At 58.8% G+C, this 15,463-nt stretch carries 15 protein-coding genes and 1 tRNA gene; 8 read left to right on the forward strand and 8 right to left on the reverse strand.

Annotated features, from left to right (window positions below; genetic code table 11):
• The first annotated feature begins 18 nt into the window (after positions 1 to 18).
• Positions 19 to 774 carry a 5'/3'-nucleotidase SurE gene (gene surE, locus IH944_01465; protein ID MCH7903217.1) on the forward strand — a complete coding sequence of 252 codons (756 nt, stop codon included), beginning with the start codon at positions 19 to 21 and terminating at the stop codon, positions 772 to 774.
• On the opposite strand, the gene IH944_01470 is transcribed toward surE, so the two are convergent.
• Positions 749 to 1,465 (reverse strand): hypothetical protein, encoded by a 717-nt coding sequence (locus tag IH944_01470; protein MCH7903218.1) that lies wholly within the window; start codon positions 1,463 to 1,465, stop codon positions 749 to 751. The two genes, surE and IH944_01470, sit on opposite strands and share 26 nt — an antisense overlap.
• 57 nt (positions 1,466 to 1,522) lie before the next feature.
• Here IH944_01470 and IH944_01475 point away from each other — a divergent pair, with 57 nt between their 5' ends.
• The 5 genes from IH944_01475 to IH944_01495 all read left to right on the forward strand — a co-directional run bounded on the left by IH944_01475 (position 1,523) and on the right by IH944_01495 (position 5,900).
• Positions 1,523 to 4,105: a hypothetical protein gene (locus IH944_01475; GenBank protein ID MCH7903219.1), complete on the forward strand. Its 2,583-nt coding sequence runs from the start codon at positions 1,523 to 1,525 to the stop codon at positions 4,103 to 4,105.
• Positions 4,102 to 4,455: a hypothetical protein gene (locus IH944_01480; protein ID MCH7903220.1), complete on the forward strand. Its 354-nt coding sequence runs from the start codon at positions 4,102 to 4,104 to the stop codon at positions 4,453 to 4,455. The genes IH944_01475 and IH944_01480 overlap by 4 nt, the downstream gene beginning before the upstream one ends.
• A 41-nt stretch (positions 4,456 to 4,496) precedes the next feature.
• Positions 4,497 to 4,573, forward strand: a tRNA-Met gene (locus tag IH944_01485).
• 237 nt (positions 4,574 to 4,810) lie between these two features.
• Positions 4,811 to 5,413: a YceI family protein gene (locus IH944_01490; protein MCH7903221.1), complete on the forward strand. Its 603-nt coding sequence runs from the start codon at positions 4,811 to 4,813 to the stop codon at positions 5,411 to 5,413.
• 76 nt (positions 5,414 to 5,489) lie between these two features.
• Positions 5,490 to 5,900, forward strand: a complete 411-nt coding sequence (locus IH944_01495; protein ID MCH7903222.1) for a hypothetical protein — start codon at positions 5,490 to 5,492, stop codon at positions 5,898 to 5,900.
• Positions 5,901 to 6,561: 661 nt separating this feature from the next.
• On the opposite strand, the gene IH944_01500 is transcribed toward IH944_01495, so the two are convergent.
• From IH944_01500 to IH944_01510, 3 genes are read right to left on the reverse strand one after another with little or no spacing between them, the layout of a single operon-like run.
• Complete coding sequence (locus tag IH944_01500) at positions 6,562 to 7,524, reverse strand: threo-3-hydroxy-L-aspartate ammonia-lyase (GenBank protein ID MCH7903223.1); 963 nt, start codon at positions 7,522 to 7,524, stop codon at positions 6,562 to 6,564.
• Between the two features lies 1 nt (position 7,525).
• Positions 7,526 to 8,962 (reverse strand): Gfo/Idh/MocA family oxidoreductase, encoded by a 1,437-nt coding sequence (locus tag IH944_01505; protein MCH7903224.1) that lies wholly within the window; start codon positions 8,960 to 8,962, stop codon positions 7,526 to 7,528.
• The gene (locus tag IH944_01510) at positions 8,946 to 9,860 is read right to left on the reverse strand and encodes a PmoA family protein (protein MCH7903225.1); all 915 of its coding nucleotides are present in this window, start codon (positions 9,858 to 9,860) and stop codon (positions 8,946 to 8,948) included. Before IH944_01510 ends, IH944_01505 begins: the two co-directional genes overlap by 17 nt.
• 128 nt (positions 9,861 to 9,988) lie before the next feature.
• Here IH944_01510 and IH944_01515 point away from each other — a divergent pair, with 128 nt between their 5' ends.
• Entirely contained in the window at positions 9,989 to 11,203 is a 1,215-nt protein-coding gene (locus IH944_01515; protein ID MCH7903226.1) for a pyridoxal phosphate-dependent aminotransferase, read from the forward strand.
• A 238-nt stretch (positions 11,204 to 11,441) separates the two neighbouring features.
• Here IH944_01515 and IH944_01520 read toward each other — a convergent pair whose 3' ends face one another.
• Entirely contained in the window at positions 11,442 to 11,714 is a 273-nt protein-coding gene (locus IH944_01520) for a hypothetical protein (GenBank protein ID MCH7903227.1), read from the reverse strand.
• Between the two features lie 91 nt (positions 11,715 to 11,805).
• On the reverse strand, positions 11,806 to 12,180 hold the full coding sequence (locus IH944_01525; protein ID MCH7903228.1) for a VOC family protein: 375 nt from the start codon (positions 12,178 to 12,180) through the stop codon (positions 11,806 to 11,808).
• Between the two features lie 234 nt (positions 12,181 to 12,414).
• On the opposite strand from IH944_01525, the gene IH944_01530 reads away from it, so the two are divergent.
• On the forward strand, positions 12,415 to 12,975 hold the full coding sequence (locus IH944_01530) for a winged helix-turn-helix transcriptional regulator (protein ID MCH7903229.1): 561 nt from the start codon (positions 12,415 to 12,417) through the stop codon (positions 12,973 to 12,975).
• Positions 12,976 to 12,989: 14 nt separating this feature from the next.
• On the opposite strand, the gene IH944_01535 is transcribed toward IH944_01530, so the two are convergent.
• The gene (locus IH944_01535; protein ID MCH7903230.1) at positions 12,990 to 13,886 is read right to left on the reverse strand and encodes a hypothetical protein; all 897 of its coding nucleotides are present in this window, start codon (positions 13,884 to 13,886) and stop codon (positions 12,990 to 12,992) included.
• A 241-nt stretch (positions 13,887 to 14,127) separates the two neighbouring features.
• On the reverse strand, positions 14,128 to 15,447 hold the full coding sequence (locus tag IH944_01540; GenBank protein MCH7903231.1) for a PD40 domain-containing protein: 1,320 nt from the start codon (positions 15,445 to 15,447) through the stop codon (positions 14,128 to 14,130).
• Between the last annotated feature and the right edge of the window lie 16 nt (positions 15,448 to 15,463).

The raw sequence follows: 15,463 nt of genomic DNA on the forward strand, positions 1-15,463 counted from the left end.
AGCGGTAACCTGGGGACCATGCGCATCTTGGTGACCAACGACGACGGCATTCACGCCGAAGGCCTTCGAAGCTTGGTCGACGCGGTCAGCGGTTTCGGTGAGATCGCTGTGGTCGCGCCGGATGTGGAGCGCAGCGCGTGCGGGCATGGGATGACGTTGCGCGACCCGCTGCGGGTCAAGGAGTCGAGCGCGTTCGACTGTCCGGCGTTCGAGGTCAACGGCCTGCCGGTCGATTGCGTCAACGTCGCGCTGTCGCTCTGCTTCCCCGATGGGTGCGACCTCGTGCTGAGCGGCATCAACGTCGGGCCGAATCTAGGGTTTGACATCACGTACTCTGGGACGGTTGCGGCTGCGATGGAGGCCGCCATCAACGGCATCAAAGGCATTGCGATTTCGATGTCGGTATTCGCGGACGGCGCTCCGTCGCATCTCGATACCGGTGCCGGCTGGATTCGCGACAACTGGCCGCTGCTCCTCGATCTGCCGACCGGCGAACGGACGTTTTGGAACATCAACGTGCCTGCAATTGCGGCGTCCGAGATAGCGGGCAATAGGTTCGTCAAGACGGGCGATCGTGTGTATGAGGACCGGGTCGAGAGGCGCGATGACCCGTGGGGCAGGCCGTACTACTGGCAGGGCGGAGTCGTCGTCATGCGCCCCGATCAGCACGGCACGGACGTTCAAGCCGTAAGCGAAGGGTACGTTGCGATCACTCCGCTCACCGTCGATTGGACCGACCACACGGTCCTTACCGAGTGCGAAGCTCTCGAGTAAGCCAATCGGCAACTGGACTCGAGCGGTGATCTTGTACGAACGCCCTCAAGCTATAGTCCCCTGCCACCCATCGCAAAACTTGGTGCGGCGCCTCTTCGATCTCTCGATCCGCCATCGGAGGCGGCCAGGCCAAGTGCTTCCCCTTGATGCCGGACATGCCTGCGGCCCTCGTCAGGTTCAGCACTCTCGAGCGGTGAAACAGGCTCTTCTCCACCAACGATAAGGCGTCGTTGACGGCCTCATCACGGCCTCGCGAGTCACCGACCGGCGACGACAGTTTCCCCAACGTTCCGACACTCAGTTCTTCGAACGGGGTCGGTCGATTGATGTCGCCATACTCTAGCGGCCAACTGGGCGTTTCTTCCTCCTCGATTTCCGATGGCAGGTAAACCATGGCTGCGCTCTTCCCCGTCATGCGCCGAGAGCAGTCCTCGTTCAAGGTTAGGATGACCACGTCAGCATTGTCGAGCGCCTCTTCTAGCACCGGCCTGCGAAAGACGTCGTGCTCGCGGTCCGATAGGTCCATGATAGTTCCGGCGAGCTGAAAGTACAGGTCTAGCCGCTCTTGGTTCGCATCGTACAGCCGGATATCGAGCCCCTCCAGCGCGTCCAAACCTGCGATTGACGCGAGAACGGCCGGGCAACAGCGAATGTTCCCGGCACCGACCAGCGCTAGCGAGCGGCGACTCATGTACGCATTTTACGCCGTGACGGCCATCCGGGGCGACGGGTATTCTCAACTGGACGCATGGATGCCTTCTCCGACGATCATCCCGAGTTCACTGGCGCGTTGATCTCCATGGAATTTGGCGCCGGTGGGCGGATACACCAGCTATGGGCGTCCGACCCAGATCTGCCTGACGAGGGCGAGGACTTTCAGTTCATCCTATCGCCGGTCGCCTTTGGCCAGGAGACGGCGGAAGACTACTACCCTGGCACGATCCTCATCGGTATTCGCTCTGATCCAGGCGACCCTTGGGTTTTGAGCCGCAACAGTCGAGCGAGGCGGCCGGAGGCCGATGACGAGCCGGACGACGACAGCACGGTCGAATTCGAATACGAGATGCCTCTCATCGACGACTTGAAGGTCACGGGCCGTTACTTCGAGCTTCCAGGCACGATGCCACAGGTTGTCTGGGAGGTCACGTTGAAGAACAGGAGCCGGCACGCGGTGGAGATCGGCGAACTCGGATTTCCCTTGGCGTTTAACAATCTGTACGACGGGTTTGGCTGGAACGACGATCAGCTCAAGCGCTTGTGGAATTCGCGGGTGTACGTGCACAAGTTCATCGGCGGCGGAGCGAGCTGGCTGTTCGCTCAGCGAATGACCGCTGAGACGCCGGGGCTGCTCGTGTTCCCCGGCACCGATACTTCCTGGGAGTTCTACAATCACGTCCGAGCGAGCTTGACGACCTCGTACCAGTGGGAGGGGATTCCCGTCGTTTACGTCTACAGCAAGGCGACAATCGAGAGGGAGCGCGGTGAAGGTTGGCACAACGACCACACGTCCCTCATCCTCGAGCCGGGCGAAGAGCGGACTATGCAGATGCGGTTCGTCCCGACGGAGAGCGATCAGCAGGACGGCGTCCACCAGACTCTGGTGGCGTGCGACCGACCGGCGGTGCGCCTGCTCCCGGGCGCGGTTGCTCCGATCGACGTCGGGATCGCGATCGAGGTCGCTGGCGCCTCGCCCAAGGAGTTCCTGTTCAGCCGTGAGACCGAATCGCAGATCGATACAGATGAGAGCGGTGGATTCTGCTTTGTCAAGCCCTCGACGCCTGGTCCGCTGCGCGTCAGTTTTCGCGACGACGAAGGACGCATATGCCACACGCACCTTCTGTTGACCGAGCCTCTCGGCGACCTGATCCGAAGTCGGGCGGAGTACATCCATCGGTTCCAGATCATCCGCAAGCCGGGGTCGGTCCTCGATCACGCTTTTGCAAACACGGACATAACGACCGGGACGCCGGTTGTAGATCTCGCCGATTACCGCGAGCCTGGCGGGATCGAGTGCAGCCTTGCGGACGCACTGTACCTAGCAGAGAAGAACACCGTGTACCCCGATCGAGACCAGATCGCCGCCCTGGACGCCTTCATCGAGGAGTTCTTGAGGGACGAGGTCCAGAATCCTGGAGACCACTCGGTAGCGAGCGTCCTGTCGGGTGAAGAGCCGTTCGGAGCGTACGTAGGCCGCCCGCTCGGCTACCCGCACGTTACGAATCTGTACCACTCGATGTACCGGATCGCATCGACGTACGGCGAAACCGCCAGCGCGCCGCTGGTGTACCTGCGGTGGGCCGCCGCGACCGCAACGGCGATGTTCAACTTTGGCTGGAGGCATTACGTCCGAACGGTCGGCGTGCTGGGGTACGCGCGTATCTACGATCTGCTCGATGATCTTCGGCTGGAGGGCCTGACCGACGAACATTCTTCTCTACAGGAGTTGGTGCAGTTCAAAGCCAAGGAGTTGATGAGGCACGAATACCCGTACGCTGGCGAGTCGGTGCTGGACACCTCAGGTTTTGAGGAGGTGTTTGCCGCGGCCAAGTTCAGAGAGGACGACACGCACCTTGAGCGCACGGTGCGGTGCGCGTTCGCCGTTCGATCGTTAGCTCCGAGCTGGTGGTGGTACGGAAGCGACAAGCGGTGCTGGGACGGCAACGACTCGACTCCGACTCGAGCGATGGCCGACCGCGGCGAGCTGTGTCTGGGGCACACAACGATCCCGAACTCCCTTATCTTCTACGACCTGCTCGACCGCGACTACCTCGCGATTCCTGACGCGTATATGAGGCTGGCGTTCGGAGGAATGCTGGGGCCTTGGGCGCTCGTTCGCCCTGATGGCGCCGCTTCGCTTTGCTACTGCCCGGATCAGTCCTCAAAGCATTGGGGTTTCAATCGGTACACGGGCGCCAGCGGGCTTGGGTACTACCACTACCTGAGGCGCGTGGGCTCCTACGTTTTGCCAGATCACGCTCAAGGGGTCTTTACGTTCGGATGCCACTTTGAGTCAGACGATGAGTCTTACGTCGTTCGCCCGTGGGACGGCGTCGGCCGCCACATCGTCCTCCGGCAGTTCGGCGCAGAGTTCACGCTCAGCTTCGGCCGTATCGTGTCGCTCAAGCTCGACCGCCGAAAGCGCTGGTTCGAGCTGGAGATTGAGAACCCGTCCGACAAAGACGTTGACGCGAAGCTCGCCATCGTCGGCATGTGGGGGGATCGAATCTCGGTCGCGGGCACAGAGACCGACAGCGACGGCGGAGCTGCGATCGCCAAGCTTCGCCTCCCTGCGCGACACACGAGTCACTTCAGAGGTAACGTCGTTTCGTGACCGAGCTTCCAGAGTGGTGGGTGCAGTGGACCGGGCTTGCTGCGGTGTTCGTGGTCTTGGCCTCGCTAGCGGTGATCATCGGCATGGTCGTGTTCCTGCTTCTGGCGCTTGGCATTCGTCGCGAAATCGTGCAGCTCTCTGGCCGCATTCAGGGGCTTGTCGAGCGCGTCGATGGCATCGCAAAACAGGTGGAGTCGGTTACGAAAGAGGTCGGTGCTCGCACGACCGGGATCGTTCGGACGGTTGACGATATAGCCGCCGGGGCGTTCAACGTGATCGAGAAATACGCTCCCATATTGCTTGGGATCGGGATCATTCTCAAACTGACGAGGCTGTTCGGCAAGAAGTAGGCCCTGCTTGACTTGGGCCCGCCACACCGGGATAATGGCTCTGCGGGGTGGAGCAGGCTGGTAGCTCGTCGGGCTCATAACCCGGAGGTCGTAGGTTCAAATCCTACCCCCGCACCCAACTGCATCCGAACTCGGCACTGCAAATTCACAGATGGAGGGTCGTTCTCCTGTGCGACCTTCGCCTGCGCTCACCGCGCACATCGGACTAAGAGTCCGAAGGCCGGGATGCGGACTAAGAGTCCGCGCTCCGTTCCACGCTGACGAACCGTTCGATCCTGATCTCAATGGCCCATGTATGGGAACCTTAACTCACGCTGTTGCTTTTCAGTCGTGAAACACCATCGGAGACCACAAAATGAACAGCTACAGAATCCTCCCACTCGTGGCGCTAGTCGCCGCATCGATCACTGGCCTGGCAGCAGAAAAGACGTACAAGGTCGGCGCTGGCCCGCCGTCGCAACAGATCGCCACGATTGAAAGCGTCACAGACTTCGAGACCTTTACGGGGACCACCCACAAGGTATCTGGAACGGTGAAGTTCGACAAGGCGAAGAGAACGATGACAGGAAAGATCATCGTCGACGTCGCCTCCATCAAGACAGGCATCGACATGCGCAACGAGCACATGCGCGGACCTATGTGGATGAACGCCGAAAAGTTCAAGAGCATTACGTTCGTAGCGACCAAGAGCAAGCATGTCAAGGGAAACGATTGGGACGTAACGGGCAAGTTCACGATGCACGGCGTCACCAAGACGATCACCGTTCGCACGACGATCAAGGATCGCAATGAAAGCGAGGCGTCCAGAAAGGCCGGCTTCAAGGGCGACGTCTTGCAGCTCAAGGTCAAGTTCAAGATCAAGCTAAGCGATTACGGCGTAATGATTCCGAAGATGGCCGCCGCGAAGGTCAACGACGAGGTCACGATCTCCGTGACGACCTACTCACAGACAGGCTAACAACGACTCACATTTTCGGGGTGCCAACGACGGCACCCCGACCGACCTCCCCACTAGAGGCATCATGAAAACACTCATGCTTATTCTTAGAATCAGCTTCCTTCTTGCGGTTGTTGCGGCGATCGTCACGTATCCGGTGATCCGGCACTACGAAGGCAAGGCGCAACTCGTGCAGCTCGTTGAGGTCACCGAAGAGGCAGCGCTGTTCGGCGAGCCCGGCGAGCTGATCGGATCCCCGCAACGGCTGGTCATCGAGGTTCCGGCTGAGGCGATCATCGAGGGAGCAGGGCCTCAGGGGTCAATCCTAGTTGACAAAGCGTATTTGGACGATCACGGAATCTACCCTCGGCAGCTGAAAACGATCACGTTCATCGGCGGCACCGTCCGGACAGCCTCCGTTACCGCAGCGTTTGTGCTTATGGCGGCCCTGCTGCTGATCCGCTGGCGCGAGCGCGCCGCACAACGCACCGAATTCGGAGCTACCTGAATCAGCTGCGAAGTGATAGCCGCCGTGAGCGGCTACGATTTGGATAGGCACAGCAATCAAGCATCTACTGGATCTTCGGGGGACTGAGAATTGGCGGACGGGGGTTGGCGAGGTTCTTGGACACAGGCAACAAACTCACCCAGTCTTTATAGACTAGCCACTCGTATTGCGTTGCAAAAGCTCGACGTGGAATCGTAGACAGTTGGGAACCGTTGCCTAGCACTACGACGGTAGGATCATCCCCGGGCAGCCGGAAAAGCAAGTCTGTCGGTGTCGCGTGCTCGATGCCTGAGTTAGAACGAACTCTCCAGAACTGGTCGTCTATCTCGATTACTGCAAGGTCGCCTGTCGGCAACATTCCGACGTCTCGCAAACTTCGCTTCAACCCATACATTGGGTACAGGCAGACGACTGCCCCAAGGAATGAGAGCACAAAGAGAAGCCACAGGATCACACGTGCCCAGCTCTTCCAGGATTCCTGCATTGCCGTGTTATTGACAAATAACTCAAACAACGCGATAAAGACAGCGAATACTGCGGTCAATGTGATAAACCTGATCAAGAGACTCTTAAACTGCCCTCTGATGAGAGGCAGTTGGAGTTTCGCCAGCTCCTCCGACGATAAGCCGAATGGCAAGGTCACGATTCGCATCGCACTATCCTAATAGATCATTTTAGTCAATTCTATGATGTCCGCGTTGCCGCCGGTTATCAGCAGTCCGACGCGCTTGCCTGTTACGTCGATCTTGCCGGACATCACGGCCGCAGCGGCGAGCGCGCCGGTTGGTTCGACTACAATTTTCATTCGCTCCCAGAAAAACTTCGTTGCCGTCAACAGCTCTTCGTCGCTCACCGCAAGCACGTCCTCGACGTTCTTCATCATGATCTCGAGATTCAGGTGGCCGATTGAGGGTGTTTTTGCCCCGTCGGCGATCGTGTCGGGTATCTCCGACCTGTGCAACTCTCCGGCTGAGAGTGAGCGCCGCGCCGAGTTGCGAGCGGCGGGCTCGACGGCGAGCACCGACACGCCGGGCCGGAGGGCGTGCGCCGCGATCGAGCAGCCGGAGACCAGACCGCCCCCGCCGCACCCGACGATCAGCACGTCCAAGTCCGGAACTTCGTCGAACAGCTCCTTCCCTGCCGTGCCTTGTCCGGCGATGATGTCCGGATGGTCGTACGGCGGCACGACCGTCAAGCCGCGCTCCTCGGCGATCTTCATGCCGAGCTCTTCCCTGACCTGCTCGTTCCGTTCGTACAGCACGACCTCCGCGCCGTAGCCCGCCACCGCGTCCTTCTTGATCTGCGGCGCGTCGTGGTTCATCACGACGACGACCGCCGCTCCGAGCAGTTTGCCAGCCAGAGCGCACGCCGCGCCGTGGTTGCCGGAAGAGAACGTCAGCACCCCCGCCTCTTTTTGGTCTGATGTCAAACGAGAGATAGCGTTGTACGCGCCGCGAAACTTGAAAGCGCCGACCCGCTGGAAGTTCTCGGCCTTGAAGAACGCCTCACACCCCGTCATGTCATTGAACGTACGAGAAGTGAGCACCGGCGTCTTGTTCGCAACGCCGTCTAGCACGCGGGCGGCGGCGCAGACGTCATCGTAGGAGACGGGCATAGAGATCAGTTTAGACCTTGTCGGGCACGACGAACGGCTTGCGATAGTTCCTCTTGATCATCCAGTTTCCTGCGGAACTCATACGGCCGACGAACCGCTCGGAACCTCCGTCGAACGTCAGCTTTGGCCCGAGCCTCCACGGGGTATCTCCAAGGTCGACGCCGTTGTCGCTGAGTCTCTCCTCATATCGCACGATTGCATCTGCGATCGCCCCGTCCTCGCGACCGATCTGCTTGACGCTGGAAGATTGCGCGAGCGACCCGGCCCTGTATGAAATGTTCGCCAGGTGTGCGAGCACGGTCGACGCGTGACCATTCTCGATCTCGCTCGTTAGGATTCCAGAGTCCCTCGACCGCACGGCATCGATGAAGTTCGCCTGGTGCCGCCCGCCGGAGTCTCCCGGGAAGTCCTTGATCAGCCGGCCATCGCGATCGTAGACTTTGCCGCCGCCTCGCCCCCCTCGGAACTCGCCGCCTTCGCACGTGATGATCACCCCGACGCCGACCCCTCGATAGTTCTGCGAGTTGCGGCCGTTCGGTATGTCATTAACCTCGAATATCCCAGGAACTCCATCGAAATCGAACTTCGTGATCAACGTGTTCGGGGTCTCGCCAGCGTCGCCCCAAACGAACCTGCCCCCGAGCGAGCGAACGGAGCGCGGGTGAGCAGGATCGTTGAGCGCCCATCTCATCAGGTCGAGCTCGTGCGGACCCTGGTTGCCGACGTCGCCGTTGCCGGTGTTCCATATCCAGTGCCAGTCGTAGTGGAACTGGTTTCGCATCATCGGCAAGTCCGCAGCCGGGCCGAGCCACAGGTCGTAGTCGACGTTTTCAGGTGGAGTCAATGGCGTCTGCCTGAGGCCGATCCCCCCACGGCTGCGGTAGCAAAGTCCCCTCACAGCCGTCACCTTTCCGATGTTGCCAGCGTGGAGGTACTGCATGAACGGAACGAGCCCGGCGTCTGATCGGTTTTGAAAACCCGCGGCGACGACGCGGTCGTACTTCCTTGCCGCTTCGACCATCTTTCGCCCCTCCCATATGCTGTGGCTGACCGGCTTTTCGATGTAGACGTCCTTGCCCGCTTGGCAGGCCCAGACTGTAACCAGCGAGTGCCAGTGGTTCGGCGCCGCGCACACGACGGCGTCTACATCCTGTCGGTCCATGATTTCTCGCAGGTCCCTCGTAGCGAAGACGCCGGGACGCTTGGCGGCCTCGCGGTCCAACACGCCCTGGTCTACGTCGCACAGGGCCACGACTTTTACGCCATCGATCCCCTCGAACGAACTCATCAGTCCGCCGCCACGACCGCGAAAGCCGATGACTGCAATCCTGACATCGTCGTTCGAACCGAGGATGCGCGTGTACGGGCCAAGCGCGACAGCGCCAGCCGCATAGAGCCCTGTCTTCAGCAGTTCGCGCCTTGTCGTCATGTTAATCTTTTTCGCCATCTGCCCATGTCCTATATTGCTCGTCGATCACAGCCGACTTCGCCGTCCCAGTATGGAACAGCAAGCGGTACCTAAAGCGGACTTTCTCATCGACTCCCAGTTGCATGTCTCCAGTGCCTGGAGGTTTGTCTTCAAACTCAAAGACACCGAACGGGTTCGCCGCGAAGAGGCCGTATTCGCGCGCATGCCACCAGGTCGGATGTCGCGGATTCTTCGGGTGGTCGAACATCGCTATGCCGACTACTTCACCGTCGATCGTGCCCCAATAGTCGATCCATGCGGCGCGCCTGCCCCACACTTGCGGTCCGCTGACACCTTCGCTGTTCAGCACGTTACCCCCCGGTCGATCCAGACGAAGGTTTGGATGTGTGCGGACTCCCATCATCCCCTCTTTCGTGTCGCCGAATACCAGGCTTCCGCCCGCAATCGGGGCAAGCAAGATGTCGTAGTCGATGAAACGCGCCGACTCGCCGCTTGTCCCGAAGGTCAGCCTCTGGGTGCATTGACCGAATATGACGCCCTCCGAATCGCGCATGTTCAGAACCAGCGTTATCGACGGACCGGTTAGTTGCGGTTTCGCCCTGACCGTCATCGATCCCTTCTGATGCCACATGTCGACGCCATTCATGTCACCGTGCGCGAACCAAACGCCAGTGTGGTGCGGGTGGTCTGACGACTCGCCTTCGACTCCCTCGATGAACGGATAGTTGCGCAGCATCTGCGCGCCCGTCGGCCCATAGACCGGATACACGTAAGGCCGAGACCTGTCTGCATAGTGCACCGTCGCGAACGGGTCGCCGCCAATTAGCACATCGACCTCTCCGTCGCCCATTTTGAACTCGACCTTGTCCTGGGGCGATGCGATCGAACACGCCATGATTGCGACGGCGATGAACATACGAGAATCTTACCAAGAGGCTATCCTCAGGTGCCAAGTTTGAGACAAAACAGATCAGGCCTTTCGGTACTTGCAGCCCCCAATCCCAAGTTCAACCGAACTCGTTTAGTATCATAGGAGATACGAATATGCCGAACGTATCCCAGCGAGGGCAGGACGCCCCGGAATCGCCGATCCGCAAGCTTGCGCCGTTCGCGGCGAAGGCTGCCGCCAAGGGTCTGAAGATCTACGGCCTGAACATCGGCCAGCCGGACATCGACTCGCCGGAGACGTTTTGGAAGGCAGTGCGCGACCCGAGCCTGACCGTGCTCGCCTACAGCCCGTCGCCTGGTCTGCCGGAGCTGCGCAAGAAGCTGGCGGCCAGGTATCGCGGCATGGGGATCGACGTGACAGCCGATCAGGTGCTGGTGACGACGGCGGGCTCTGAGGCGCTGGTATTCGCAATGCTCGCGTGCATGGGTGTGGGGGAGGAGGTCATCATCCCCGAGCCGATGTACGCGAACTACCTCGGCTTCGCTGCGATCGCCAACGTCAAGGTCGTTCCGATCACGACGCGGATAGAAGACAACTTCGCCCTGCCGTCGATCGAGGAGTTCGCGCGGAAGATCACACCGAAGACGAAGGCGATCTTGGTCTGCAACCCCGGCAACCCGACAGGCGCGGTTTACTCCAATGAGCAGCTCGACGGCCTGCGAGAGCTCGTAATCGAACACGACCTGTTCATCATCGCTGACGAGGTGTACCGGGAGTTCAACTTTACCGGCAAGAAGATTCGGTCAGTCCTCGAGATGGAAGGCTTGGACCAGCACGCGATCATGATCGACTCCGCGTCGAAGATGTACTCGCTCTGCGGCGCGCGCGTGGGATTTCTCGTGTCGCGGAACGAAGAGGTGAACTACACAGCGTTGAAATATGCTCAGGCGCGGCTCTCGCCTCCGACGCTCGAGCAGATCGGGATGATCGGCGCGCTCGACACGCCGCAGTCGTATCTCGACAACGTGCGCGACGAGTACATGAAGCGGCGCGACCTGCTCGTCAGCAGGCTGAACGCCATGCCGGGGGTTCTGTGTCCCGAGATCAGCGGTGCGTTTTACGCCACGGTGCGCCTGCCCGTCGACGACGCCGACAAGTTCTGCGAATGGCTGCTGGCGGAGTTCGATCACAACGGCACGACGATCATGTTCGCGCCCGCGTCGGGGTTCTATGCCACTCCCGGCCTCGGCAAAGACGAAGTGCGCATCGCCTATGTGCTGAACACCGACGATTTGAGCGATGCGATGGACTGTCTGGAGGCGGCGCTTGTCGCGTACCCGGGCAAGACGGTCGAAGTGACGAGCGTTTAATCCACTTTGGAGTGCGGCGATTCATCGCCGCTTTCGCTCAGCGGGATTCATCCCGCGCGCTCGTAAGTTGCTTCCGTATCTGCGGAATGCTCTCTCGAACGCACCGCTGTTCCGCACGAACATCGAAACAACAGTGGCACAATTAGAACCCTCCACACTGCGAGTGTGGAGGGATGAAAGTCACGAAAAAACCGGACGCATCCAAGATGCATCCGGCGTTCCAAAGCCTTCTTCGTCGCTACCTAAGGTTGTAGGTCGGCTTCTTGAGCCACTCCTTCGGAATCGGTTTCAGGCCGGCGACGACCATGGCGAACTTCTCGCTCTTGAGCACCGATGCGGCGACGACTAGCCGGACCTTGCCGCTCTTCGTCTTGATCGTGACCTTCTGCAGGTTCACACCCTGGATTCGGTTCCGCTTGGGCGCGCGGAACTTCCACGGCCCCGAGTGGCGGTGCCGTATGTGCTTGGCGTGATTGCCTTTCTTTCCGCTGACTTGACAGACTCTGGCCATGGTTCGTTCTCCGTTGCCGGTGCTTGACCGACTCCAAATGATACTCGGCGCGGCCTGGCTAAAACAGTACATCCGGGCCCGCTAGCGAGCATTATTTGGAAAGGTCCTGGTACAGCATCAGGTGGTTTCCGTCAGGGTCAAAGAAGGTGGCGAGCTTGACCATGTCCGGGATTTCCGTGGTCTCGCCGTCGAATTTGACCCCTTTCGACTCCAATTCCGACCTTGCTGCGTCGATGTCCTTCACGCCCCAGGTCAGGGTCGGACCGCCCTCGACCTTGGGCTTTTCAACCTGTGAGAGGCCGACGTTGACCCTCGGGACGCTCGACGCCATCTCGCACCAGCCCATCTCTTCCAGGTGGTACTGCAGCGTGAATCCCATCACGTCCTGGTACCAAGCGATGCTCTTGCTGACGTCGCTCACTTCATAAGCGGCTGTCATACCGCCTTCAAATTCAAAATTCGGCATTGTTTTCACCTAAGGATCTTCGTCCTCGTCGGGATAATATACATAAAGTATAGTAACTGTCAATACTAGATGACTAAATCTGCTCCAATTCCATGCCTCAGGACGGGCCGGCTACCGAATCTCGGTCACCTCTGCCCACGTCCTGAGGCTTTGTCCCACAGCTGCGACAGGGATTCAGAGCCTGAGGACGTAACTTGTCGCAAGCGAACCCGCGCTATATGCGCGTCCTGAGGCATGAAGAAGTCTGTTTTGTTGCGGGACTTGTTTCACCGGCGTTGGGCGATGCCCGCGTTGGCGCTGCTGTCTCGATTGCGGGGTGCGAAGTTCGTTACGCTGCACCGCGAGTTGGGAGCCTCTGTGGGGTCGATGCGGCAGACTATTGACTCTCTGATCGAGGCGGGGTGGGTGATGAAGAACCCTGGGTACGGTCACCCGATGCGCCCGGAGTACATCTTGACCGGGCGAGGTTTGGCCGTTGGTGAATGCTGCCGCGAACTTTGGTCAGCGCTGACTTCCCTTTCTGCCTGCGAGGTCGCGCTTTCAAAGTGGTCCATGCCGATCGTGTTCGCGTTGTCTCACCGCGAGTTGCGGTTTGGTGAAATCCGTTCGTTGTGCCCTGGTGTTACGGATCGCGTTTTGACTCAAGCGCTCAAGGGGCTTTCGGCGGGTGGTTTGGTAGAGCGTTCTGTCGAAGACACTTACCCGCCGACGGTTTCGTACTGCGTCTCCGGCGATGCTCGTCGGTTGTTGCCAGATTTAATTCTGCTGGCAAGTAGACTCGCGCCTGTCGATTAGCGAAGACGTCTTGTCTATTGCGTCCCTTGCGATACGGGCTCCGTCTCCTCTCCTCGGCCTTGATCTACCTCCGAACCGAAGACGAGTAATGCAAATGAGCTGATGCGTTCTATCTGAGCATCTGTAAATTCCTCTCCTGAGGTCTTGCTGACAATCGACCAGAAAGCGGATTCTGTTTTGTGCAAGATTCCCGCGATCTCACCTGTCGACGTTCTCTTAAGCATTCTAACGTCGCCAAACCAGTCGCCAACTTGCTCCAATTCACGACGGGACAACACACTGTCAACGTCATCCTTCTGATAACTCGCAAAATCGTATAGTGTTCGGTCGCTGGCATCAATGACGCTGCCGGTGTACATTCCTGGCGGGCCGCCGAGTACTTCTCCGAACGTATACCAATCGGTGCCGAGAGGTGCAACAGCGTCCTCGTCCAAGTGTATCAATCGTAATGGATCAGCATGCGCCGCCAATGATCGACTTAGCTCAATTGCTGCTTTGATTTCTGGCAACGGTGCATCGCGCAATTCGCTTCGCCAATCGTCTGACGGCAAATTGGCATGAAACCACACAATCTGCTCATCGCCATGAAATCCAACTATCTTTCGCCTTTCCACATCAAACGCGATGTTCCAGGTTCCGTCGCTAGACACCGTTGCGACTCCATGATATTCAGCCCAGCGCATGAGCCGATCTAGCGCATCATCTTCATCAGACTCGCCAGGTGGCAGATCGTACACGGCTAATTCTGCGCCCTGGCTGGACTCGAAGAAAGTGACTGATACTTCGGATACGACCTCCGACTGATCCAGCCAATCTGGATCCGCTGGCGTCCAGACAACTTTCTCACGCGAACAGCCGACACAAAGAGCAAGTGCCACTACTCCGCACCAAGCCCCTATCTTCTTATCCATGATCCCATTGTATCGCGGATTGCGTCACAAGACGGAATTTCTCCGTAACGCACTCCGCGCTCCAACTACTTGCATGCCTCAGGACGGGTTGGCTGGCGATTCTTGGTCATCTCTGCCCACGTCCTGAGGCTTTGTCGCACGGAAATGGGCGGGGAACCGAGCCTCCGGACGTGGCTTGTCGTCGGCCAATCTGTGTGGTGAGCCCGTCCTGAGGCATGACAACGAATTAGCACCGCGTAGTCTATTGTTTGGCTGAAGCAGAAACCGTAATATAGATCGGTTCAGCCTTTACTTTCCAATCGAAATAGCCGAGGATGCCGAACTTCTCAGCTTCTTCTGCGTGCCTACCCTGCATAACGGTGACCTCTATCCGATAGGTCCCGGGTTTGCGGAGTCGAATCGAAAAAGCGCGGGAAACGCCAAAGTACTGGCCGCTGTCTAGCATAACGAAGTCACTTGGAGAATCTGCTGGAGCCCTGTGCAGTGTTCTATTCCATCCCTCATACTTTACGAAATTGCCGTCTGAATCATAGACGCCGAGAGTGAAGTTCCAAGTTCTGACGAGTGACGAATCAATGCTGAAACTGCCTCGGGAAGTGTTGAGGATACGAAGGCCGAACGTAATGTCCTCGCCGACGGCGTAGACCTGCTTCTCAGTCGAGACAACCGCTTTTGCCACGTGATCGATGGTCCAGGCCTCTTGGATCGCATTCATGAGGTAAATCTCGTCGTTGCCGTCGCGGTCAGTTTGAAACACGATCATAGACCCATCAAGGCTAAGGGCAGGATTGCTATCCTCGGCTTGATGATCCCTCAATCTGGTCACACCTGAGCCGTCCGCGTTCATTATGTATATCTCGAGATCTCTCCATGATGTTTCTGCAGAAGATGCATAAGCAATCTTGGACCAGTTCGAACTGAACGTCGGCACGTCGAGAATTGGCCGATCCGGTGTCAATGGCTTCGCCGTTGTGCCGTCTGCGTTCATGTCGTAGAGCACGTAGCTGCCGCCGTATAGCGAGACATAGGCGATCTTCGTGCCGTCCGGGCTGAACGTCGGCGCTCCATCGAAAACCGCGTTGTCCGTCAGCCGTGTTTGACCGGTTCCATCGGCATTCATAACGTAGACTTCGTTGTTGCCGTCTCGGCGGGACACGAACGCGATTTTGGAACTGTCGGGGCTGAACGCGGGGGATCCATCGTAGTCCTCGCTGTCCGTCAGCCGTGTTTGAGCGGATCCATCAGCGTTCATGACGTAGACCTCCCAGTTGCCGTCGCGGCCGGACTCGAACGCGATCTTCGAACCGTCGGGGCTGAAAGCTGGCGACCCATCGTAGTCCTCGTTTTCCGTCAGCCGAGTTTGAGCAGTTCCGTCGGCGTTCATGACGTAGATTTCGTTGCTGCCGTCACGGTTGGATACGAACGCAATCTTCGACCCATCGCGACTGAAGACAGGTGAGCCGTCGTATGCTTTGTTGTTCGTCAGCCTCTTTTCCCAAGCATCGACCGGATCTTGTACGATGCTATTGAATGCGATGAGAGTCAGAATTGTGGTCAACATGGTTCCTCGTCCTATA

The organism is Armatimonadota bacterium (assembly GCA_022563855.1).
Taxonomy (GTDB): Bacteria; Armatimonadota; Fimbriimonadia; order Fimbriimonadales; family Fimbriimonadaceae; genus JADFMN01.